16 protein-coding genes are annotated in these 22,390 nt (G+C 74.1%); 11 read left to right on the plus strand and 5 right to left on the minus strand.

Features of this window, described 5'->3' with window-relative positions; all coding sequences use genetic code 11:
* Positions 1–49: 49 nt before the first annotated feature.
* Together HZS56_RS10630 and HZS56_RS10635 are read right to left on the minus strand one after the other, a co-directional pair.
* Entirely contained in the window at positions 50–1,669 is a 1,620-nt protein-coding gene (locus tag HZS56_RS10630) for an alpha/beta hydrolase (protein WP_216720485.1), read from the minus strand.
* A 227-nt stretch (positions 1,670–1,896) separates the two neighbouring features.
* A complete protein-coding gene (locus HZS56_RS10635) occupies positions 1,897–2,961 on the minus strand; it encodes an Rv2578c family radical SAM protein (RefSeq protein ID WP_216720486.1) in 1,065 nt (354 codons plus the stop codon).
* Positions 2,962–3,120: 159 nt separating this feature from the next.
* Here HZS56_RS10635 and HZS56_RS10640 point away from each other — a divergent pair, with 159 nt between their 5' ends.
* The 4 genes from HZS56_RS10640 to HZS56_RS10655 all read left to right on the plus strand — a co-directional run bounded on the left by HZS56_RS10640 (position 3,121) and on the right by HZS56_RS10655 (position 9,784).
* Complete coding sequence (locus tag HZS56_RS10640; RefSeq protein WP_216720487.1) at positions 3,121–3,564, plus strand: SRPBCC family protein; 444 nt, start codon at positions 3,121–3,123, stop codon at positions 3,562–3,564.
* 159 nt (positions 3,565–3,723) lie between these two features.
* Positions 3,724–6,216 carry an MFS transporter gene (locus tag HZS56_RS10645; protein ID WP_216720488.1) on the plus strand — a complete coding sequence of 831 codons (2,493 nt, stop codon included), beginning with the start codon at positions 3,724–3,726 and terminating at the stop codon, positions 6,214–6,216.
* A gap of 147 nt (positions 6,217–6,363) precedes the next feature.
* On the plus strand, positions 6,364–8,892 hold the full coding sequence (locus tag HZS56_RS10650) for a SpoIIE family protein phosphatase (protein WP_216720489.1): 2,529 nt from the start codon (positions 6,364–6,366) through the stop codon (positions 8,890–8,892).
* A gap of 166 nt (positions 8,893–9,058) precedes the next feature.
* Complete coding sequence (locus tag HZS56_RS10655) at positions 9,059–9,784, plus strand: class I SAM-dependent methyltransferase (RefSeq protein ID WP_216720490.1); 726 nt, start codon at positions 9,059–9,061, stop codon at positions 9,782–9,784.
* Positions 9,785–9,797: 13 nt separating this feature from the next.
* Here HZS56_RS10655 and HZS56_RS10660 read toward each other — a convergent pair whose 3' ends face one another.
* Positions 9,798–10,631, minus strand: a complete 834-nt coding sequence (locus HZS56_RS10660) for a PIG-L family deacetylase (protein WP_216720491.1) — start codon at positions 10,629–10,631, stop codon at positions 9,798–9,800.
* A 200-nt stretch (positions 10,632–10,831) separates the two neighbouring features.
* Between HZS56_RS10660 and HZS56_RS10665 the strand changes: the two genes are divergently transcribed.
* The 6 genes from HZS56_RS10665 to HZS56_RS10690 all read left to right on the plus strand — a co-directional run bounded on the left by HZS56_RS10665 (position 10,832) and on the right by HZS56_RS10690 (position 18,756).
* Entirely contained in the window at positions 10,832–11,665 is an 834-nt protein-coding gene (locus HZS56_RS10665; protein ID WP_216720492.1) for a M55 family metallopeptidase, read from the plus strand.
* The gene (locus tag HZS56_RS10670; protein ID WP_216720493.1) at positions 11,658–12,989 is read left to right on the plus strand and encodes a M20/M25/M40 family metallo-hydrolase; all 1,332 of its coding nucleotides are present in this window, start codon (positions 11,658–11,660) and stop codon (positions 12,987–12,989) included. Before HZS56_RS10665 ends, HZS56_RS10670 begins: the two co-directional genes overlap by 8 nt.
* A 60-nt stretch (positions 12,990–13,049) precedes the next feature.
* Positions 13,050–15,053, plus strand: coding sequence for a dipeptidyl-peptidase 5 (locus HZS56_RS10675; RefSeq protein ID WP_216720494.1), 2,004 nt, complete (start codon positions 13,050–13,052; stop codon positions 15,051–15,053).
* Positions 15,050–15,982: a S66 peptidase family protein gene (locus HZS56_RS10680; RefSeq protein ID WP_216720495.1), complete on the plus strand. Its 933-nt coding sequence runs from the start codon at positions 15,050–15,052 to the stop codon at positions 15,980–15,982. The genes HZS56_RS10675 and HZS56_RS10680 overlap by 4 nt, the downstream gene beginning before the upstream one ends.
* Before the next feature lie 75 nt (positions 15,983–16,057).
* Positions 16,058–16,636 carry a GNAT family N-acetyltransferase gene (locus tag HZS56_RS10685; protein WP_216720496.1) on the plus strand — a complete coding sequence of 193 codons (579 nt, stop codon included), beginning with the start codon at positions 16,058–16,060 and terminating at the stop codon, positions 16,634–16,636.
* Positions 16,637–16,749: 113 nt separating this feature from the next.
* On the plus strand, positions 16,750–18,756 hold the full coding sequence (locus tag HZS56_RS10690) for a DUF5107 domain-containing protein (RefSeq protein ID WP_216720497.1): 2,007 nt from the start codon (positions 16,750–16,752) through the stop codon (positions 18,754–18,756).
* Between the two features lie 54 nt (positions 18,757–18,810).
* On the opposite strand, the gene HZS56_RS10695 is transcribed toward HZS56_RS10690, so the two are convergent.
* A complete protein-coding gene (locus HZS56_RS10695) occupies positions 18,811–19,158 on the minus strand; it encodes a VOC family protein (protein WP_216720498.1) in 348 nt (115 codons plus the stop codon).
* 91 nt (positions 19,159–19,249) lie between these two features.
* Positions 19,250–20,212 (minus strand): LLM class F420-dependent oxidoreductase, encoded by a 963-nt coding sequence (locus HZS56_RS10700; RefSeq protein WP_216720499.1) that lies wholly within the window; start codon positions 20,210–20,212, stop codon positions 19,250–19,252.
* A gap of 160 nt (positions 20,213–20,372) precedes the next feature.
* Between HZS56_RS10700 and HZS56_RS10705 the strand changes: the two genes are divergently transcribed.
* Positions 20,373–22,390, plus strand: a 2,018-nt coding sequence (locus HZS56_RS10705) for an NAD(P)/FAD-dependent oxidoreductase (RefSeq protein WP_216720500.1), incomplete at its 3' end; no start/stop codon positions are given.

Here is a 22,390-nt window from a genome sequence, read left to right on the forward strand (position 1 = left end):
TGGACCACGGCACTGACAACCCCCCCGCGGGTGCGGGGGAGCCGGGCGGTCAGCCGCGGAAGCCGAGCAGCCCGTGCAGGGTCGAACCGCGCGAGGACGTCGACGCCGCCCTGGAACCGAGCGGCTCCGGGTCCGGCAGCGCCGGGCACACGGCGTCCGCCGTGCCGTCGCCGTCGCCGTCGCCGTCGCCGTCGCCGCCGCGGCCGTCGTCGCCGCGCGGCACCGTGCCGTCCGTCAGGTAGGCGGCCAGGTGCTCGTCCAGGCAGGCGTTCCCGCTCAGCGTGATGCCGTGGTTCCCGCCGCCCTCCTCGACGACGAGGGCGGAGCCGCGCAGCATCCGGTGCGCGGCGACGCCGCCCTCGTAGGGGGTGGCCGCGTCGCCGGTCGCCTGGAACAGCAGTACCGGAGGCAGTTCGGCGTTCGTGACGTCCACCGGCCGACGCGGCGGAGCGGGCCAGAACGCGCACGGCGCGTTGTACCAGGCGTTGTTCCACACCATGAAGGGCGCCTTCTCGTACAGGTCCCAGCTGTCGTCGCGCCACTCGTCCCAGTCGCGCGGCCAGCTCGCGTCGCGGCACTGCACCGCGGTGTAGACGCTGTAGCCGTTGTCCCCGGAGGCGTCCAGGGCCCCGAAGTTCTCGTACGCCTCGAGCAGCGGGCCGGTGTCCCCGTCGCCGGCGTACGCGGCGAACGCCTCGGCCAGGTAGGGCCAGTAGCCGTTGTAGTAGCCGCCCGGCAGATAGGTGTCCTCCAGCTCGGCGGCACCGACCTTCCCGCCCGCGGGCTTCTCGGCCAGCGCCGTCCGCATGGCGTACCACGCGGCCTCGACCCGCTCCGGGTCGGTGCCCAGCCCGTACGCCGCGTCGTGCTCGGCGACCCAGGCGAGGAACGCCCGGTGACGGTCGTTGAACGCGAGGTCCTGGTTGAGGTTGGCGTCGTACCAGACGTCGTCCGGGCCGACGACGGAGTCCAGCACCAGCCGCCGTACCCGGTCCGGGTGGAGCCGGGCGTAGACGGCGCCCAGATAGGTGCCGTACGAGTAGCCGAAGTAACTGATCTCCTCCGCGCCGAGCGCCACGCGGATCGCGTCCATGTCCCGCGCGGCGGCGACGGTGTCGATGTACGGCAGTACGTCCGCGTACTTGGCGCCGCAGGCGTCGGCGAACGACTCGGCCCGCGCGAGGTTGGCGCGCTCGACGTCCGGCGTGTCCGGCAGCGAGTCCGGGCGCACCGGGTCGAAGTGGCCCGGGGCGCAGTCCAGTGCGGGGCTGCTCCTGCCCACGCCGCGCGGGTCGAAGCCGACGACGTCGTACTGGGCGGCCACCTTCGCGGGCAGCGAGGACGCCACGAAACCGGCGAGCGTCCGCCCGCTGCCGCCGGGTCCCCCGGGGTTGACCAGCAGGGGGCCCTGGTAGGTGCCGGCAGTGTGCGGGACGCGGGACAGCGCCAGCGTGATCTGCCTCCCGCGCGGACGCGCGTGGTCGAGCGGCACCTCCAGGGACGCGCACTGGAGGGTGGGGTAGTCGTCCGTGGCGCACGCCTTCCAGCGCAGGTCAGCCGCGGGGGCGGGGACCGCCGTGCGCGGTGCTCCCGCTTCGGCGGGGACGGCCGCGACACTCCCGGCGGCGATGACGGCGGCGCCGCACAGCACGGCTGCGCGTTGTCTCATGGCGTTCTCCCAGGGCTCCCGGCACGGCACGGCGAGGCTGCGGTCCGCGCGGGGCGCGGTCCTCGCCGGATCGTCCCGGGCAGCACCTTCCGGAGAACGCGATCGGTCGATTGTTGACCCAATTGGGCCGGGAGATGCCCTCCAATGCTCCCCAATTGGCACCAGTCGCTCTCAGCGCGCCTATGCGTGAGCACGGCCTATATGAGCACGGCCTATATGAGTACGGCCTATATGAGCGACAGCTGGACCGGCCCGGTGCCCGCCCGTCCGGCCTGTTCCGGCGTCGGCGGCTGCTCCGGTGTCCGCGGCTCGGTGATCCGGCGGGGCATGCCCGCGCGCGTGGGGCCGATGCCGTACTCGCGGGCCAGGTCGTGCACCTGGCGCGTGATCCGGCGCTGGTACCACTTCGGGGCGTAGGCGCCCTCCGCGTACAGCCGCTCGTATCGGCGTACCAGGTGCGGGTGGTGCCGCGCGAGCCAGGCCATGAACCACTCCCGGGCGCCCGGCCGCAGGTGCAGCACCAGTGGCGTCACCGAGGTGGCCCCCGCGGCGGCGATCGCGCGGACGGTGGCCCTGAGCTGGGCGGGCTCGTCGCCGAGGAACGGGACGACCGGCGCCATCAGCACGCCGCAGCCGATGCCGCGCTCGCCCAGGGCGCGCACGACCTCCAGCCGGCGCTCCGGTGCGGGCGTGCCCGGCTCCACGGTGCGCCACAGCTGCGCGTCGGTGAAGCCGACCGACACCGAGATGCCCACGTCCGTCACCCGCGCCGCCCGCGTGAGCAGGTCCAGGTCGCGCAGGACCAGCGTGCCCTTGGTGAGAATCGAGAACGGGTTGGCGCGCTCGGTGAGCGCCTCGATGATGCCCGGCATCAGCCGGTAGTGGCCCTCCGCACGCTGGTAGCAGTCGACGTTGGTGCCCATCGCCACGTGCTCGCCCTGCCAGCGGCGCGAGGCCAGTTGGCGGCGCAGCAGCTCCGGCGCGTTCACCTTGACGACGATCTGGGAGTCGAAGCCGAGTCCCGTGTCGAGGTCCAGATAGCTGTGCGTCTTGCGCGCGAAGCAGTACACACACGCGTGCGAGCAACCCCGGTAGGGGTTCACCGTCCATTCGAACGGCATGCGGGACGCCCCCGGCACGCGGTTGAGGATCGAGCGGGCCCGCACCTCGTGGAAGGTGATGCCTGCGAACTCGGGCGTGTCGAAGGTACGGGTGGTCACCGCGTCCGCGCCGAACAGCGCGGGGTCGGCGGCCCGGGCGTGGTCGGAGTCCGTGAGGTTCTCCCAGCGCATTGACGCCTCCTCGGTAGCACTGCCCACACATTAGAACACTTGTTCCCTTGATCGTGCGGGTGAGTCGCACGGGGCCGCTTCACGCCCCCGGATTTGGCGGCGTGGCGGCGGGGTGGTTGGCTTGCCCCGACCCCGAGAACCAGGCCCTGGAGGGACCCGATGGCGCAGGTCGAGGCGGAGACGGAACGGATCGTCGCGGCGGACGCGGAGACCGTGTTCGACACCCTTGCCGACTACAGCGGCACCCGCGAGAAGCTGCTGCCCGAGCACTTCAGCGAGTACGAGGTCCGCGAGGGCGGTGACGGCGAGGGCACCCTCGTCCACTGGAAGCTCCAGGCCACCAGCAAGCGCGTGCGCGACTGCCTGCTGGAGGTGACCGAACCGGCCGACGGCGAGCTGGTCGAGAAGGACCGCAACTCGTCCATGGTCACCACCTGGCGGGTCGTCCCGGCGGGCGAGGGCAAGGCCCGGGTCTCCGTCCACACCGCCTGGCAGGGGGCCGGCGGCGTCGGCGGCTTCTTCGAGAAGACCTTCGCGCCCAAGGGGCTGGCCCGGATCTACGACGCCGTGCTCACCAAGCTCGCCGCCGAGGTCGAGAAGTAGCCGTTTCCGCCAAGAGGCAGGCGTGGGGCGGCCGTTGGCCGCCTCACCGGTTCGAGTGATCTCCGTACGAACCTGCCGCGTTTCCGTAACTCATCGCACTTGTTCGCAGTTGTCGCCTCAGGCGGCAAATGTGAGCAAGTGTGACGAGGGGAGCGGTACGTGGGCGGGACCACTCTGGTGCAGGACCCGGTGCGGGAGCCGGTGCAGGACACGGTGCGGGACCAACCGGTCGCCGCGGCCGACGTACCCCGGACGTCCCAGGCACCCCCCGGACCACCCGCCCCCGAACCGGAGGCGACGGCCGGGCTGAGCCCGCGCCGGGTGCGGCTGGTCTTCGTCGGGCTGATGCTGGCGCTGCTGCTCGCGGCCCTCGAGCAGATGATCGTCGCCACGGCACTGCCCAAGATCGTCGGCGAGCTGCACGGCCTGGACAAGATGTCCTGGGCGATCACCGCCTACCTGCTCACCTCCACCGTCGGCCTGCCGATCTACGGCAAGCTCGGCGACCTCTTCGGGCGCAAGGGCGTCTTCCAGTTCGCCATCCTGGTCTTCGTCGTCGGCTCGGCGCTCGCCGGGCGCGCGCAGACCATGGACCAGCTGATCGCCTTCCGCGCGGTGCAGGGTGTCGGCGCGGGCGGCCTGATGATCGGTGTGCAGGCGATCATCGCGGACATCGTGCCGCCCCGGGAGCGCGGCCGCTTCATGGGACTGATCGGCGCCGCCTTCGGGCTCGCCTCCGTCGCGGGCCCCCTGCTGGGCGGCTACTTCACCGACCACCTCTCCTGGCGCTGGTGCTTCTACATCAACGTGCCCTTCGGCCTCGTCACCATGGCCGTCGTCGCCGTCGTCCTGAAGCTGCCCAGGCCGCGGGTCAAACCGCGCCTCGACATCCTGGGCGCGCTGCTGCTGGCCGCCGCCTCCACCTGCCTGGTGCTGCTCACCAGCTGGGGCGGCACCGAGTACGAGTGGGGCTCGGCGACCATCCTCGGCCTCGCCGCGGGCGCCGCCGGAGCCACGGTCCTCTTCCTGGTCGCCGAGCGCTTCGCACCCGAACCCCTGATCCCGCTGCGCCTGTTCCGGGACTCGGTCTTCAACGTCACGGGCCTGGTCGGCCTCGTCATCGGCGTCGCCCTGTTCGGTGCCGCCAGCTACCTGCCGACCTTCCTGCAGATGGTCGACGGCGCCAGCGCCACCGAGTCCGGCCTGCTGATGCTGCCGATGATGGGCGGCATCGTCGTCGCCTCGATCGTCTCCGGGCAGCTCATCAGCCGCACCGGGCACTACCGCGTCCACCCCGTCCTCGGCAGCGCCCTGTCCGTCGTCGGCATGTGGCTGCTCTCCCGGCTGGACATCGACACGCCCCGGCTGCACTACAGCATCTGGATGGCCGTCCTGGGCGCCGGCATCGGCATGGTGATGCCGGTCCTGGTCCTCGCCGTGCAGAACTCCGTGCGCCCCGCCGACCTGGGCACGGCCACCAGCGCCAACAACTACTTCCGCCAGATCGGCGGGAGTGTCGGCGCGGCCGTCTTCGGCACCCTCTTCGCGGGCCGCCTCACCGACGCCCTCGCCGACCGGGTCCCCGCCGAGGCCGGAGCCGGGCTCCCCGACGCCGAGGCCATCACCCCGCAGCTCGTCCACTCCCTGCCCCCGGCACTGCGCGACGCCTACATCGGGGCCTACGCCGACGCCATGCCGCGGATCTTCCTCTACCTGGTGCCGGTGCTCGTCCTCGGGCTCGTCATCGCCCTCTTCCTCAAGGAGAAACCACTGGTGTCCCACCACGCCCCCGTCACCGAGCCGGAGACCGCACAGGCCGGCCGGCCCGCCCACTCGGCGGCGCCCGCGGCACAGGCGGCCGCCCAGGTCCCGCCGGCCCGCTCGCCCTACGCCGCGGGCATCCCCGTCTGCGGCACGGTGCAGCACCCCGACGGCACCGTCGTGCCCCGCGCGGCGCTCACCCTCATCGACGTCGGCGGCCAGCAGATCGGCCGGGGCGCCAGCGGCGACGACGGGCGGTACGCGCTGGCCACGCCCGGCGCCGGAGCGTACGTCATGATCGCCGCAGCGGGCGGCCACCAGCCGCAGGCGGTCTCCGTGACCGTCGGGGAACGCCCGGTCGAACTGGACGTCGTCCTCGGCGGCGCCGGACGCCTGGCGGGCAGCGTGCTGACCGCCGACGGCAGCCCCGTGCGCGACGCGATCGTCACCCTCACCAACGTCCACGGCGAAGTCGTCTCCACCACCCGCAGCGGACGCGAGGGCGGCTACGTCATCACCGAGCTGGTGGCCGGCGAGTACACCCTCGCCGCCAGCGCCCCCGCCTTCCGTCCGGCCGCCCTGCCCGTCAGCGTCCAGGCCGCCCGGGAGACCCGCCAGGACGTCGAGCTGGCCGGCGGCGCCGTGCTGCGCGGCACGGTGCGGGCCGGCGGCGGGCGGGTCGTGGAGGACGCGCGCGTGACGCTGCTCGACGCGGCCGGAAACGTGGTGGACACCCTGACCACCGGACCCGACGGCACCTTCCGCTTCGTCGACCTGTCGTCCGGCGAGTACACCGTCATCGCGGCCGGATACCCGCCCGTCGCCACCGTCCTCCAGGTGGCCGGCGGCGGCCGCACGGAGCGCGACCTGCAGCTCGGACACGAGGACTGAGACCCCGGCACCGGCGCGCGTCGGCGCGCCGGTGCGTTCGCGCGCCACCAATTCCCCCGTTGCCGCACATGGTCACCCGGCACCGCCGTACGGTGGTGACCGGCTGCACAGATCTTGCGGAGCCGTGGGCAGAGAGGGCCTGACGCCATGGACCATGGCACCGAGCGGGACACACCTCCCGGCCGTCCGGCCGGACCCGGCGCGGTACCGGGCGACCCCGTGGCGGACCCGTTGTCGGACCCCGTGGCGGACCCTGTGGCCGGCCGCGTCCCGCTGGCCGTCGTCGTGGTGGACCGCGACGGACTGGTCTCACACTGGAGCCGGGGCGCCACACGGCTGTTCGGGCTGTCCAAGGAGGACGCGATCGGCCGGTCCGCGCCCGACCTGCTGCCCGTCTCCGGCGTACTTGCCGAGACCGGCACCGAGGACGACGACAGCGACCCGTACGACTCCTACGACGCGTACGACGGCCTCGGGCCCGGCCTGGAGTCCTCGCTGCACGGGCGGCTCTCCTACCCGGCGGCGGGCCGCGCCCGGCTGAGCGGCCCGGCCCCCGCCCGCGTCGACGTGCTCTGGTGGGCCTACCCCCTGGTGGGGCCCGGCCCGGAGCGGCTGCTCGTGCTGGCCGCCGACGCCGACGGGCTGCGGCGGGACCACGCCGACGACGGCACCGGGACGGCGACCGTCGAGCGCATCGCCCCCGGCTTCGCCCTGCACACCGACTTCCCCGGCGCCGACGAACTCGCCCGGCGCCTGCCCGAGATCCTGCCCAGCATGAGCGTCGGCGAGAGCGCCCGCATCGTCGCCCAGGTACTCGAACTGGGCTACCCGGTCCTGGAGTTCAGCCAGAACGACCGGGTACCCGTGACCCCCGACTGGGGTGTGCCCCGGCGGGCCGAGCGCCGGGCGCGCCGCGAACGGGCCGCGCGGGCCCGGGCGGCCGGCGAGCCGGTCCCCGACGACCTGCGCGGCGAGGCCGAGGACGCCGAGGACCTGGAGTACGCGGCGGTCCGGGAACGCCTGGAGTTCCTCAACGAGGTCAGCGGCGCCATCGGCACCTCGCTCGACCTCTCGCGGACCATCGTCGAGGTCAGCCGCGCCGTCGTCCCGCGCTTCACCGACGTCGCCGGCACCTACCTGCGCGAACAGGTCGTCGCGGGCGAGGGCTTCCCCGACGGCGTGCCGGACACCACCACGATGTGGCACCGGGTCGCCCTGGAACACACCGACGAACCCGGCCGCTGGGACGACGTCGTGCCCGTGGGCGAGGCCATGCCGTTTCCCGCGCACACGCCGTTCTTCCAGTGCATGACCAGCGGCGAACCGGTCCTGGTGCCCCGCATCACCGAGGAGATGGGCCACGCCATCGCCTCCCAGTTCGAGAAGCGGGACATCCGGCCGCTCATCACCGGCCGCTCGATGCTGCTCGTGCCCCTGAAGGCCCGGCACGTCGTCCTCGGCTTCATGATCCTGCTGCGCCACCCGGAGCGGCCCGTCTTCAACGACATGGACCGCGTCACCGGCGCCGAACTCGCCGCCCGCGCCGGGCTCGTGCTCGACAACGCCCGCATGTACACGTACCAGGAGAACGTCGCCGAGACGCTCCAGGACAGCATGCTGCCGCACATCCCCGAGCACATGGCCGGCTGCGACATCGCGACCCGCTATCTGCCGGGCACCCTCCTCGGCCGGGTCGGCGGCGACTGGTTCGACTCGGTCAAGCTGCCCGGCGCCCGCACCGCCCTCGTCGTCGGCGACGTCATGGGCCACGGACTCAACTCGGCCGCGATGATGGGCCAGTTGCGCACCGCCGTACAGACCATGGCCGGGCTCGACCTGCCGCCCGCCAGGCTCCTGCGCAACCTCGACGACCTCGCCCAGCGGCTCGGCGACACCTACCTCGCGACCTGCCTCTACGCCGTGTACGACCCGATCGCCGGGGAGCTCCACCTAGCCAACGCCGGTCACATCCCGCCGGTCCTGGTCCGCGCAGAGGACGGCGCGAGCGAGCTGATCGACCTGCCCACGGGGGCGCCGATCGGCGTCGGCGGGGTGCCCTTCGAGTCGGTACGGGTGCCGGTGGCACCCGGCGACCGGCTGGTGATGTGCACCGACGGCCTGGTGGAGGTGCGCGGCGAGGACATCGGTGTCGGGCTCGCCACGCTCTGCGAGTCCGCCGCCCACCCCGCCGCGTCCATGGACGGCGCCTGCGACACCATCATCCGCGCGCTGGGCACCCGCGGCGGCCGCAAGGACGACGTCGCCCTGCTGATGGCGCGGCTCAACGGCATCGAGCCGGACGCCGTCGCCGAGTGGCGCCTGGCCCGCGACCCCGCCGAGGTCGGCCGGGCCCGCGCGGCGGTCCGCGAACAGCTCCACGACTGGGGGCTGCCCGGGCCGGCCGCTCCCGCCGAGCTGATGGTCAGCGAACTCGTCACCAACGCCGTACGGCACTCCCACGCCCGCCCCGTCGCACTGCGCCTGGTGCGCGCCGACACGCTGCTGTGCGAGGTGGACGACGACGACCACGAACTGCCCACGCTCAGGAGCGCGGGTCCCGAGGACGAGACGGGGCGCGGACTGCGCGTCGTCAGCACCCTCGCCCGCGAGTGGGGCACGAGCCGCACCGAGGCGGGCAAGACCGTCTGGTTCGAGCTGACCCTGCCCCGCCGCTGAGCCGCCCCGCTGCCCACCGACGTGCCGCGTCGCCACCGGGAGCGCACTGTTCGCACGTCCGGTGAAGGAATGCGCCGGGCGCTTGTGGCCGTGCGCGGGGCGCGGTACACCGTACGGGTCCGTCGGCGTCGACGGGCTCGTACGTCGTCGCACCTGGGGAGCGGGCATGAGCGTGACGAGTCGGTACCGGAACGCCTGGGAGAGCTTCTGGAACGAGGCTCCCGACGACCGGGGGGCGGTGTTCTGGGACGCCGAGCCGACGCTGACCGCCGGCCGCCACCTCGCCCACTTCGAGCCGCACCTGACCGACCCCGCCCTGCCGTTGATCGACCTCGGCTGCGGAAACGGCACCCAGACCCGCTACTTCGCCGAGCGCTTCCCGCACGTCCTCGGTGCCGACCTCTCCGCGGCCGCCCTCGACAGCGCCCGCCGGGCCGACCCCGCCGGCCGGGCCGCCTACCGGCAGCTGGACGCCGCCGACAAGGCCGAGGCGGAGACCCTGCACGCGGAGCTGGGCGACGCCAACGTCTATGTCCGCGGCGTCCTGCACCAGTGCGAGCCCGACGACCGCCAGCCGCTGGCCGACGGCGTCGCCGCGCTCCTCGGCGCACACGGCCGGGCCTTCCTGGTCGAGCCCGCCCAGTCCGCCAAGACCGTGCTGTCCGGCCTGGCGCAGGGCCCCGGCGGCCCGCCCGCCAAACTCGCCCCCGTCCTGCGCCACGGGCTGACGCCCGCCGCGGTGCCCGACGAGGCGGTGCCGGAACACCTGCGCGCGGCCGGGCTCACGGTCCTGGCGAGCGGCGAACTCCCCCTGTTCACCACGGAGTACACACCGGACGGCACCCGCGTCGAGCTGCCGTCGACGTGGGTGGTGGCGGGGCGAACGGCTTAGGACGGCGCCCGGGTCAGCGCAGTCCGGCGAAGAGGTCGTTCTCCGGGAGGGGCGCGCCGGTGGTGTCGCGGACCCGTACGAACGTCTCCGTGCCCATCAGCTCGCCGAACCTCTCCTTGCCCATCCTGAGGAAGAAGATGTTCTCGCCCTGGCTGGCGTGCGCGGCCAGCGCGTCGAACTTCTGGTCGCTGAACGCGGTGGTGTCCACCCAGGTGGTGACCTCGTCGTCCGGCAGGCCGATCTCGGCCATCGCCGCGGCCTCGGCGGGGTCCGGCTCCGGCACGTCCTCCTGGAACTCGCTCATGATCTCGCCGAAGCGCCGCATCGCCGAGTGGGGCATCGTCGTCCAGTACACCTTCGGCGACAGGCCGGTCAGCTCCAGCGCCGCCATGGTGACGCGGTGGGCCTGGATGTGGTCGGGGTGGCCGTAGAAGCCGTTCTCGTCATAGGTGACGACCACGTCGGGGCGGTAGTGCCGCATGAGTTCCGCGAGCCGGGCGGCGCCCTCCGCGACCGGGGTCCGCCAGAAGGAGCCGGGTGCGTCGTTGCTCGGCCAGCCCATCATTCCCGAGTCGGCGTAGTCCAGCATCTCCAGGTCGCCGATCTTCAGGACACCGCAGCTCGCCTCCAGTTCCGCACGGCGCATCGAGACGACGGCCGCCGGGTCGTGCCCGGGGTCGCCCGGCTTGACGCCCCCCGGCCCGTCACCGCAACCGCCGTCGGTACAGGTCACCAGGACCGTGCGGATTCCTTCCGCCGCGTACCGCGCGAGGACCCCGCCCGTACTGGTGGCCTCGTCGTCGGGGTGGGCGTGTACGGCCATGAGGGTCAGGGGCCGGTCGGTCATGGGAAGTCCTCCTGCGGAAGCACGCCGTGGTCCGGGCGTGCGGTGGGTGTACGCCGGTGCAACGGCACGGGCCCGCCCGGCTGTTCCCGGGCCGCCGCCCGGCCCCGGGCGGGAGGCCGGGAAGCCCGCGTCAGTGGTCTGGACCTCTGGCTGCCGAGTCGCCCTGGCCGGCATATTCGGCGGCATGTAGCGTCATCCGCATGAAGATCCTCATCAGTGCCGACATGGAGGGTGCCACCGGTGTGACCTGGCCGGCCGACGTGCTGCCCGGGACGCCGCAGTGGGAGCGGTGCCGGTCCATGTTCACCTCCGACGTGAACGCGGCCGTGCTGGGCTTCCTGGACGGCGGCGCCGACGAGGTGCTCGTCAACGAGGCGCACTGGAGCATGCGCAACCTCCTCCTGGAGCGGCTCGACGAGCGGACGCAGATGCTCACCGGACGGCACAAGGCCCTGTCCATGGTGGAGGGCGTCCAGCACGGGGACGTGGACGGCATCGCGTTCGTCGGCTACCACGCGGGCGCCGGCATGGAGGGCGTCCTCGCCCACACCTACCTCGCCAACCAGCTCACCGGCGTGTGGCTGAACGACGTACGGGCCAGCGAGGGCCTGCTGAACGCGCACGTGGTCGCCGAGTACGGGGTGCCGGTGGTGCTGGTCACCGGCGACGACGTGGCCTGCGAGGACGCGCTCGGGTACGCGCCCGAGGCACGGAAGGTCGCGGTCAAGGACCACGTGTCGCGGTACGCCGCCGTGTGCCGTACGCCGGCCAGGACCGCCGCCGACATCCGGGCCGCCGCCAAGGACGCGACGGCGCTCGCGGTGCGGCACGAGCCGGTCGGCGGCGGGCCGTTCACCGTCGCCATGGAGTTCGACGCCGAGCACCTGGCGGCGGCCGCGACCGTGGTGCCCGGTGTGGCACAGACCGGGGAACGGAAGGTGGCGTACACCCACGACACGATGTTCGAGGCGATCCGGACGTTCAAGGCGGTCACCACGATCGCCTCGGCGGCGGTGGAGGAGCAGTATGGCTGAGCAGACGGACGTGTCCGGCGAGACGGGCGCACAGGCGCTGGACGAGGTCGTCCGCTTCACCTCCGAGCTGATCCGGATCGACACCACCAACCGCGGCGGCGGCGACTGCCGGGAACGCCCGGCCGCCGAGTACGCCGCCGCACGGCTCGCCGAGGCCGGGATCGAGCCCACGCTCCTGGAGCGGACCGAGGGCCGCACCAACGTCGTGGCCCGCATCGAGGGCACCGACCCGTCCGCCGACGCGCTGCTCGTCCACGGCCACCTGGACGTCGTACCCGCCGAGGCCGCCGACTGGAGCGTGGACCCGTTCTCCGGGGAGATCCGCGACGGCGTCGTCTGGGGGCGCGGCGCGGTCGACATGAAGAACATGGACGCGATGATCCTCGCGGTCGCGCGCGACTGGGCCCGGCAGGGGGTACGGCCCCGGCGGGACGTGGTGATCGCGTTCACCGCGGACGAGGAGGCCAGTGCCGAGGACGGCTCCGGCTTCCTCGCCGACCGGCACGCCGCGCTGTTCGAGGGCTGCACCGAGGGTGTCAGCGAGTCCGGGGCGTTCACCTTCCACGACGGGGCCGGGCGGCAGTTCTACCCCATCGCCGCAGGTGAGCGCGGCACCGGCTGGCTCAGGCTGACCGCTCGCGGGCGCGCCGGGCACGGCTCCAAGGTGAACGGGGACAACGCGGTCACCCGCCTGGCCGCCGCGGTCACCCGCATCGGCGAGCACGAGTGGCCGCTGCGTCTGACGCCGACGGTGCGCGCCGCCCTGACCGAGATCGCCGCCGTCCACGGCATCGAGGCCGACCTGGACGACGTCGACGCGCTGCTGGACAAGCTCGGCCCGGCGGCCAAGCTGGTCGAGGCCACGGTCCGCAACAGCTCCAACCCGACCATGCTGGACGCCGGGTACAAGGTCAACGTCATCCCCGGAGAGGCCGTCGCCCACGTCGACGGGCGGTTCCTGCCCGGCGGCGAGGACGAGTTCCGCGACACCCTCGACCGGCTCACCGGCCCGGACGTCGACTGGGAGTTCGCCCACCGCGAGGTCGCCCTCCAGGCGCCGGTGGACTCGCCGACGTACGCCCGGATGCGGGCGGCGGTCCAGGAGTTCGCGCCCGAGGGGCACGTCGTGCCGTACTGCATGTCGGGCGGCACGGACGCCAAGCAGTTCTCGCGGCTCGGCATCACCGGCTACGGCTTCGCGCCGCTGAAGCTGCCCGAGGGCTTCGACTACCAGGCCCTCTTCCACGGCGTGGACGAGCGCGTTCCCGTCGAGGCGCTGCACTTCGGGGTCCGCGTCCTGGACCGTTTCCTGCGCACGGCCTAGCCAACCGGGGCCCGGCGCGGACCCGGGCCCGTCCGAACCAGAAGCTGAAGGAGAGCGGAAGTGGGGGAGTCAGTGCGGACTCTTGCGTACGGATCGTGGCCCTCGCCCGTCGACGCGGCCCTCGCCGCCGCGCACGACGGACGGCCCGACGACGTCGGTTTTGTCGGCGACGAGGTGTGGTGGACCGCGCCCCGGCCCGCCGAGGGCGGACGGCGCACCCTCGTGCGCCGGCACGCCGACGGCACCGAGGAGTCGGTGCTGCCCGCACCGTGGAACGTGCGCAGCCGCGTCATCGAGTACGGCGGCCGGCCCTGGGGCGCGGCCACCACCGGCGCAGGACCGCTCGTGGTCTTCGTGAACTTCGCCGACCAGCGGCTCTACGCCTGGACACCGGGCGGCGGTGAGCCGCGCCCGCTGACGCCCCTGTCCGCGGTCGGCGGCGGCCTGCGCTGGATCGAGCCGGACCCGCGGCCCGAGCGCGGCGAGGTGTGGTGCGTCCTGGAGGAGTTCACCGGCGAGGGCCCCACCGACCTGCGCCGCCTCCTCGTGGCGGTGCCGCTGGACGGCTCCGCGGCCGACGACCGGAGCGCCGTGCGCGAACTCACCGGCGAGCGGCACCGCTTCGTCACGGGCCCCCGCGTCTCGCCCGACGGGCGCCGCGCCGCCTGGCTCGCCTGGGACCACCCCCGTATGCCCTGGGACGGCACCGAGCTGATGGTCGCCGACATCGGCCCCGAGGGCACCTTCCGCGACGCGCGAACCGTCGCGGGCGGGCCCGAGGAGTCGATCGCCCAGGCCGACTGGGCCCCGGACGGCGGTCTCCTGTACGCCTCCGACCGCAGCGGCTGGTGGAACCTCTACCGCGACGGACAGCCGCTGTGCGCCCGCGAGGAGGAGTTCGCCGGGCCGCTGTGGAAGCTCGGGCAGCGCTGGTTCGCGCCCCTGGACAGCGGGCTGATCGCGGTCCTGCACGGCCGGGGCCCCGCCGTCCTCGGCGTACTCGACCCCGGGACCGGTGAGGTCGCCGACGCGGCGGGCCCCTGGACCGAGTTCGCGCCGACCCTCGCCGCGCACGGCGAGCGCGTCGTCGGCGTCGGCGCCGGGGCACACCGCGGCTTCGAGGTCGTCGAGCTGGACGCCGCCCGCCAGTCCCGAACGGACTCGCACGCTGGGACCCCCGCCGGCCCCGCACGCGTGATCGGCTCCCCGCACGAGGACGCCACCGACCCCGCCTACTACCCGCGGCCGCAGACCCGCACCTTCACCGGTCCCGACGGACGCGACATCCACGCCCACCTGTACCCGCCGCACCACCCCGGCTGCCGCGCCCCGGACGGAGAGCTGCCGCCGTACGTCGTCTGGGCGCACGGCGGCCCCACCGGCCGCTCCCCGCTCGTCCTCGACCTGGAGATCGCCTACTTCACCTCCCGCGGCATCGGCGTCGCCGAGGTCAACTACGGCGGCTCCACCGGCTACGGCCGCCAGTACCGCAACCGGCTGCGCGAGCAGTGGGGCGTCGTCGACGTCGAGGACTGCGCCGCCGTCGCCCTCGCCCTCGCCGACGAGGGCACCGCCGACCGGCGGCGGCTCGCCGTGCGCGGCGGAAGCGCGGGCGGCTGGACGACCGCGGCGTCACTGGCCGGCACCGACGTCTACGCCTGCGGCACGATCAGCTACCCGGTCCTCGACCTGGCCGGCTGGAGCACGGGGGAGACCCACGACTTCGAGTCCCAGTACCTGGAGAGCCTGATCGGCCCCCGGGCCGAGGTCCCCGAACGCTACACCGAGCGCTCGCCCGCCGAGCACGCCGAGAGCGTCACCGCCCCGTTCCTGCTGCTCCAGGGACTGGACGACGTGATCTGCCCGCCCGCGCAGTGCGAGCGGTTCCTGGAGCGCATGGCGGGCCGCGGGGTGCCGCACGCCTACCTGGCCTTCGAGGGCGAGGGACACGGGTTCCGCCGGGCGGAGACCATGGTGCGCGCCCTGGAGGCCGAACTCTCCCTCTATGCCCAGGTCTTCGGCTTCACCCCGCCCGGCGTCCCCGCCCTGGAGCTGACCCGGTGAGCCGGGAGGCAGCCCCGGTCCGCCCCAACCGGCTCGCCCCCGGCGCCCGGGTGGCCGTCGTCGCGCCCAGCGGACCCGTGCCCGAGGAGCGGCTCCAGGCGGGCCTGGACGTGCTGCGCGGCTGGGACCTCGACCCGGTCGTGGCGCCGCACGTCCTGGACCGGCACGGCACCTTCGACCACCTCGCGGGCACCGACGCCGACCGGGCCGCCGACCTCCGGGCCGCCTGGTGCGACCCGTCCGTGGACGCCGTGCTGTGCGCCCGCGGCGGCTACGGCGCCCAGCGCATGGCCGACCTGCTCGACTGGGAGGCGATGCGCGCGGCCGGCCCGAAGGTGTTCGTCGGCTTCAGCGACATCACCGCCCTGCACGAGGCGTTCGCCACCCGCCTCGGCCTGGTCACCCTGCACGGGCCGATGGCCGCCGGGGTCGACTTCGTCAAGAACGCGCGGGCGCAGGAGCACCTGAAGGCCACCCTGTTCGCTCCCGAGACGGTCCGTGTCATCGCCTCCGGCGGCACCCCGCTGGTGCCCGGCCGGGCCCGGGGCGTCACCCTCGGCGGCTGCCTCGCCCTGCTCGCCGCCGACCTGGGCACCCCGCACGCCCGGCGCTCCGCGCGCGGCGGACTGCTGTGCCTGGAGGACGTGGGCGAGGAGCCGTACCGCATCGACCGCTACCTCACCCAGCTGCTGCGGACCGGCTGGCTCGACGGGGTCGGCGGCGTGCTGCTCGGCTCCTGGGAGGGGTGCGGGCCCTACGAGCGGCTGCGGCCGCTGCTGGCCGACCGGCTCGGCGGCCTCGGCGTGCCGGTCGCCGAGGAGTTCGGGTTCGGACACTGCGAGGGCGCGCTCACCGTGCCGTTCGGCGTGCCGGCGGAACTCGACGCGGACGCGGGCACCTTGACACTGGACACGCCCGCGCTGCGCTGACCGGTGCCCCGACGGCGGTGCGGCGTGCGGGCCGTACCCGCCTCCGTGCGCCGCCCCGCACCGTAGGCTGGCCCCATGCCGCACACCCCGTCCCACCTGCTCGCCGAGGGCCCGCGCGTGGGCATCCGGCACTTCACCTACGCGGACGGTGCCGAGTTCACCGCCCGGGCCCGCGAGAGCAAGGACCTGCACCACCCCTGGCTCTTCCCGCCCGACAGCCCCCGGGCGTACGAGGCCTACGCGGCCCGGCTCATCGAGGACCGCACCAAGGCCGGGTTCCTGGTGTGCGAGAAGGACGCCGACGGGACGGCCGGGGAGGCCTCGGGCGGTGCCATCGCGGGGTTCGTGAACATCAACAACATCGTCGAGGGCGGCTTCCTCAGCGGCGCGCTCGGCTACGGCGCCTTCGCGCACGCGGCGGGGCGGGGCCTGATGCGCGAGGGGCTGGACCTCGTGGTGCGGTACGCGTTCGGGCCGATGCGACTGCACCGGCTGGAGATCAACGTCCAGCCGGGCAACGCCGCCTCGATCGCGCTGGCCCGGGCCTGCGGCTTCCACCTGGAGGGCTTCTCACCGCGGATGCTGCACATCGACGGCGCCTGGCGCGACCACCAGCGCTGGGCCATCACCGCCGAGACCGTGGCGCCCGGCTGACCCCTCCTCCCGGCGGATCAGTGGAACAGCGGATCAAACGTGAGACACGTCGCGCGGGGCGGGCCGGTGGAGCCCCTGTTCACCGGGCCGGTGAGCGGCTTCCATGGGGAACCGTGACGACGATCCGACGTGAGGTACTGACCCTGCCCGCCGCGCCGCTGGGGACGGACAACCCGCTGCCGCCGCTGCGCCCGCTGGACGAGGCCCACCGCATCGACGACCGGGACCGGGCCCGCCTGCCCCGCGACATGGCCCGCCAGGTCGACTACGAGCCCCTGCGCAGCCTGCTGCCCCTCCAGGTCCGCGACGGCTACGGGCGCGTGCGCCGGCCGCGCGAGCTGGACGCGCTGGTCATCGAGAACGACCGGCTGCGGGCCACCGTCCTGCCCGCGCTCGGCGGCCGTGTCGCCTCCCTCCACCACAAGCCGACCGACCGCGAACTCCTGTACGCCAACCCGGTGTTCCAGCCCGCCAACTTCGCCCTCAACGGTGCCTGGTTCTCCGGCGGCATCGAATGGAACATCGGCGCCACCGGCCACACCACCCTCTCCTGCTCGCCCGTGCACGCCGCCCGGGTCCCCGCCCCCGACGGCGGCGAGATGCTGCGCCTGTGGGAGTGGGAACGGCTGCGCGACCTGCCCTTCCAGGTCGACCTGTGGCTGCCGGAGGGCTCGGACTTCCTGTACGTCGGCGCCCGCATCCGCAACCCGCACGAACGCCCCGCGCCCACCTACTGGTGGTCCAACATCGCCGTCCCCGATCAGTGCCGTGTCCTCGCCCCCGCCGACGAGGCCTGGCACTTCGGCTACGAACGCCGTCTGCGCAGCGTGCCGGTCCCGGAGCACGACGGCGTCGACCGCACCTACCCGCCGAACAGCACGTACGCCGCCGACTACTTCTACGAGGTGCCCGAGGACCGGCGCCGCTGGATCGCCGCCCTCGACGAGCACGGCCACGGGCTGGTGCAGACCTCCACCGACGTGCTGCGCGGCCGCAAGCTGTTCGTGTGGGGCACCGGACCCGGCGGACGCCGCTGGCAGGAGTGGCTCACCGAGCCCGGCACCGGCGGCTACTGCGAGATACAGGCGGGGCTCGTCCGCACCCAGCTCGAGCACGTCAAGCTGGAGGCGGAGAGCGAGGTGTCCTGGCTGGAGGCGTACGGGCCGCTCGACGCCCCGCCCGGCGGCGACTGGCACACCGCGCTGCGCGGCGCCGAGGAGCGCCTGGAGGCCGCCCTGCCGCGGGCCGACGTCGACGCCGCGTACGAGGCCTGGCGGCCGTACGCCGACGGCGAACCCGGCGAGCGCCTGGCCACCGGGTCGGGCTGGGGCGCCCTCGAAGTGCTGCGGGCCGGCTGGAAACTGCCCGGCACCCCCTTCGACGAGGTCACCCTCGGCGTGGAGCAGCACCCCTGGCTGCAGTTGCTGCGTGCCGGCGCGCTGCCCGAGCCGGAGCGGCACGAGCCGCCCGGCGGGACGCTGGTCGCCCGGCCCTGGCGCGACATGCTGGAGACCACGGCCGCCACGCCCCTCGCCGAGTACCACCTGGGTGTCGCCCAGTGGCACGGCGACGACCGCGCCCAGGCGGTGCGCAGTTGGGAGCGCGGACTCATGAGCCTCGGGGATTCCCGGGCTCCCGCCGCCGACCGCTGGCCGCTGCTGCGCTGCCTGGCCGTCGCCGACCAGGAGGGCGGTCACCACGAGCGCGCCGCCGACCAGTACGCGCAGGCCTTCGACGACCTGTGCGTCCGCCGGCCCGAGGACACGGGCGGCAACGAGGGTGGGGACGGGGACGGGGCCGCGCGGTGGACGGCCGCCGCCGCGGCGCTCGGCCGGGAGACGATCGGGGCGCTGCTCGCGGTCGGTCGCACCGCGGACGCCCGTGCCGTGTGGGAGCGGCTGGACCCCGGGACCCGGGCCCGCGGCCGGTTCCGGCTGACTGAGGGGGAGTTGCTGGCCGCCGAGGGCCGGGAGCAGGAGGCGCGGGCCGTCTTCGACGAGGGCTTCGAGGTCGCCGACCTCCGGGAGGGCGACGAGAGCATCGGCCTGCTGTGGGCACGGCTGGACGACGCACCGCTCCCGGCCCGGCACGACTTCCGGATGCGGCCGGCCGGGGGGTGAACCCGCCCGGCACGGCTGCCCGTTCGCCCGGCCCGGACCCGTCCGGCCCGGGCCCTACGCCCCGCGGTCCACGTACTCGTAGATCGCGCCGTCCGGATGCCGGGCGATCAGGTTGCGGCCCGCGGGCGTCCCCACCGGGCCCGCGATGATGTCCGCGCCCAGTGAGCCGAGTACACGGGCCGCCTCCTCCACGTTCGACACGGCGATCGTCGCGGTCACCTTGCGCAGCACCTCGATCTGGGCCTCCGGTCCGCTCATCAGCAGGAAGCAGCCGATGGCGGCGGCCTCGACACCGCCGCGTTCGAAGCGGAGGGCCTCGCCGCCGACCAGGCCCTCGTAGAAGGGGATCGCCTTGTCCAGGTCGTCGACGTAGATGCGCAGTGTGGCTCCCAGAATGTCCATGCCGAGAGCCTAGTTGGGTCCGGCGGCTGCGCACTCCCGGTCCGGCCGCGGAAGTTGTGGCCGAGGGGCACGTCCGGGGGCGGCGCGCGCGTCAGGTGCTCTGCTGGAGCTGCGGCAGCACCTTCGTGCGGTAGAGGTCGAAGAAGCCGCGCAGGTCCGGTCCGATCTGGTTGACGTAGACGCGGTCGAAGCCGGCGTCGGCGAACTGCTGGAGTTCCGCGACGTGTTCGTCGACGTCGTCGCCGCACACCCGGCCGTCTCGGACCATGTCCTCGGTGACCAGGGTCTGCGCCTGCTCGAAGTGCTTGGGCGAGGGCAGCACCTGGCTCAGCTCGCCGGGCAGCTGCTCGTTGGCCCACAGGCGGTGCACGGTGCGTACCGCCTCGTCCTTGTCGGTGTCGTAGCAGACCTTGGTGCCCCCGCTGACCAGTTTTCCGCCGCCCCCGCCCTTGCGGTACTGCTCCACCATCGAGGCGTCCGGCATCATCGTGATGTAGCCGTCGCCGACCCGGGCCGCCAGCTTCGTCGCCGCGGGGCCGAAGCCGGATATGTCGATCGGGACGGGCTCGTCCGGGACCGTGTAGAGACGCGCGTTCTCCACGGTGTAGTGGGTGCCGTGGTGGTTGACCTCCTCGCCGGCGAGCAGCCGGCGCATGACGAGGATGGCCTCCTCCAGCATCTCCAGACGCACGTGCGCCGCGGGCCAGGCGTCACCGAAGATGTGCTCGTTCAGTGCCTCGCCGGTGCCGACGCCCAGCCGGAAGCGGCCGTCCGTCATCACCGCGCTGGTTGCCGCGGCCTGCGCCACCACCGCCGGGTGGATGCGCAGGGTCGGGCAGGTCACCGCCGTCTCGATGGGCAGCGACACCGCGTCGGACAGGGCGCCGATGACCGACCACACGAACGGGCTCTGGCCCTGTTCGCCGTTCCAGGGGTGGTAGTGGTCCGAGATCCACAGTGCCTGGAATCCGGCCTGCTCGGCCATCCGCGCCTGTTCGATCAGGTCGGCGGGACCGTACTGCTCGCACGAGAGAAAGTAGCCGTACTCGGGCATGAGGGGTTGCCTCCGGGCAGGGAGCGGGTGCGTCCGGGGCCGGGTACCCGGGCGCGCGGCCGGAAACCGGCGGCTTCCCCCGGGATCCGCGGACGTTTGGGTGCCCGGGCCCAGGGGACGCGGAAGGCTCACGAGGTACGCGACAGCCCGGAGGCGAACCGTGAGCCGACCCCGCATCGTGATCGTCGGTGCAGGCTTCGCCGGGTACCGGACGGCCCGCACCCTGTCCCGGCTCACCCGGCACCAGGCCGACATCACCCTGCTCAACCCGACCGACTACTTCCTCTACCTGCCCCTGCTGCCCCAGGTCGCCGCCGGGATCCTGGAACCGCGCCGGGTCAGCGTCTCCCTCTCCGGCACGCTGCCGCACGTACGGCTGGTGCTCGGCGAGGCCGACGGCATCGACCTCGACGGGCACGCCGTGCACTACACCGGCCCGGAGGGCGAGGAGGGCACGCTGCCCTTCGACCGGCTGGTGCTCGCCGCGGGCAGCGTCAACAAACTGCTGCCGATCCCGGGCGTCGCCGAGCACGCCCACGGCTTCCGCGGGCTGCCCGAGGCGCTCTACCTGCGCGACCACGTGACCCGGCAGGTGGAACTGGCCGCGGCGGCCGGGGACCGGGCGGAGTGCGCCGCGCGGTGCACGTTCGTCGTGGTCGGCGCCGGATACACCGGCACGGAGGTCGCCGCGCACGGGGCGATGTACACCGACGCGCAGGTCCGCAAGCATCCGATGCGCACGGGCATGCGGCCCCGCTGGATGCTGCTCGACGTGGCGCCCCGGGTGATGCCCGAGATGGACGAACGGCTCTCCCGCACCGCCGAGCGGGTGCTGCGGCAGCGCGGCGTCGACGTGCGCATGGGCACCTCCGTGAAGGAGGCCACGCACGACGGGGTGGTGCTGACCGACGGTTCGAGCGTCGACACCCGCACGCTGGTGTGGTGCGTGGGCGTACGGCCCGATCCGCTGGTGGAGTCCCTGGGGCTGCCCATGGAACGCGGCAGGCTGCTCGTCGACTCCCACCTGAGGGTGCCGGGCCGCCCCGAGGTGTTCGCGTGCGGCGACGTGGCCGCCGTGCCCGACCTGAACCAGCCGGGCCAGTACACGCCGATGACCGCGCAGCACGCCTGGCGGCACGGCAGGGTCTGCGCCCAGAACGTCGCCGCGTCGCTCGGTGTCGGGCAGCGGCGGGCCTACCGCCACCGTGACATGGGGTTCGTCGTGGACCTCGGCGGTGCCAAGGCCGCCGCCAACCCGCTCGGCCTGCCGATGTCCGGTCCTGTGGCGGGCGCGGTGACCCGCGGCTACCACCTCGCGGCGATGCCGGGCAACCGGGTGCGGGTCGCCGCGGACTGGCTGCTCGACGCGGTGCTGCCCCGGCAGGCGGTCCAGCTGGGCCTCGTACGGTCCTGGTCCGTGCCCCTGGAGTCGGCGTCGCCCGAGGTGGCGCGGGTGCCGGGACGTCCGGAGCGACCCGCGCCGGCGGGCGCGGAGGAGACGGAGACGGAGACGGAGACGGAGGGGGATGCCGCGGGAGCCGACGGGAAGCGCGCCGGTAGGGAACCTTCCGGTGAGCGGCCCTCAGGCGAGCCTCCGCAGGGGCAGCGGGGCGGTGCTGCCGCGCAGGGGCAGCCGTCCGGTGAGCCCGCCAGGAGTCGGCCCGGTGGGGAACCGGCCAAGAGCCGGCCTGGTGGGGAGCCTGCCAGGAACCAGCCCGGTGGGGAACCGGCCAAGAGCCGGCCTGGTGGAGAACCCGCCAAGAACCAGCCCGGGGGCGAGCCCGCCAAGAACCAGCCGCACGCAGAGCCGGCCGCGAAGCAGTCGGCGGAGAAGCAGTCGGCCGGGCCCCGCGGACGTGAGGAGCCGGCCGGAGAAGAGCCGCACGGCGGGTCGGCCGGGGCCGAGGAGCGGGCGCGCGGCGGGCCGGCCGAGGAGCGGCAGGGCGGCGGACCGGCCGAGGAGCGGCGGGGCGGCGGTGGGCAGGCTCGGAGCAGGTCCGGCTCGACCCGGGCCTCCGGCAGGCCCCGCCGGGCGGCGGAGGCGGCCGCGCCGCCCGCCCGCGGTTCCCGCAAGCCACGCAAGACGTCCGGAACCGGAAGCCCCGGAGCCGCCCGCTCCGGCTCCCCCTCCGGTCCCCCCCCCGGCCCGGGGGGGGGCCCCGCGCGCGGGGGGCCGGG

Source organism: Streptomyces mayonensis (genome assembly GCF_018982965.1).
Taxonomy (GTDB): domain Bacteria; phylum Actinomycetota; class Actinomycetes; order Streptomycetales; family Streptomycetaceae; genus Streptomyces; species Streptomyces mayonensis.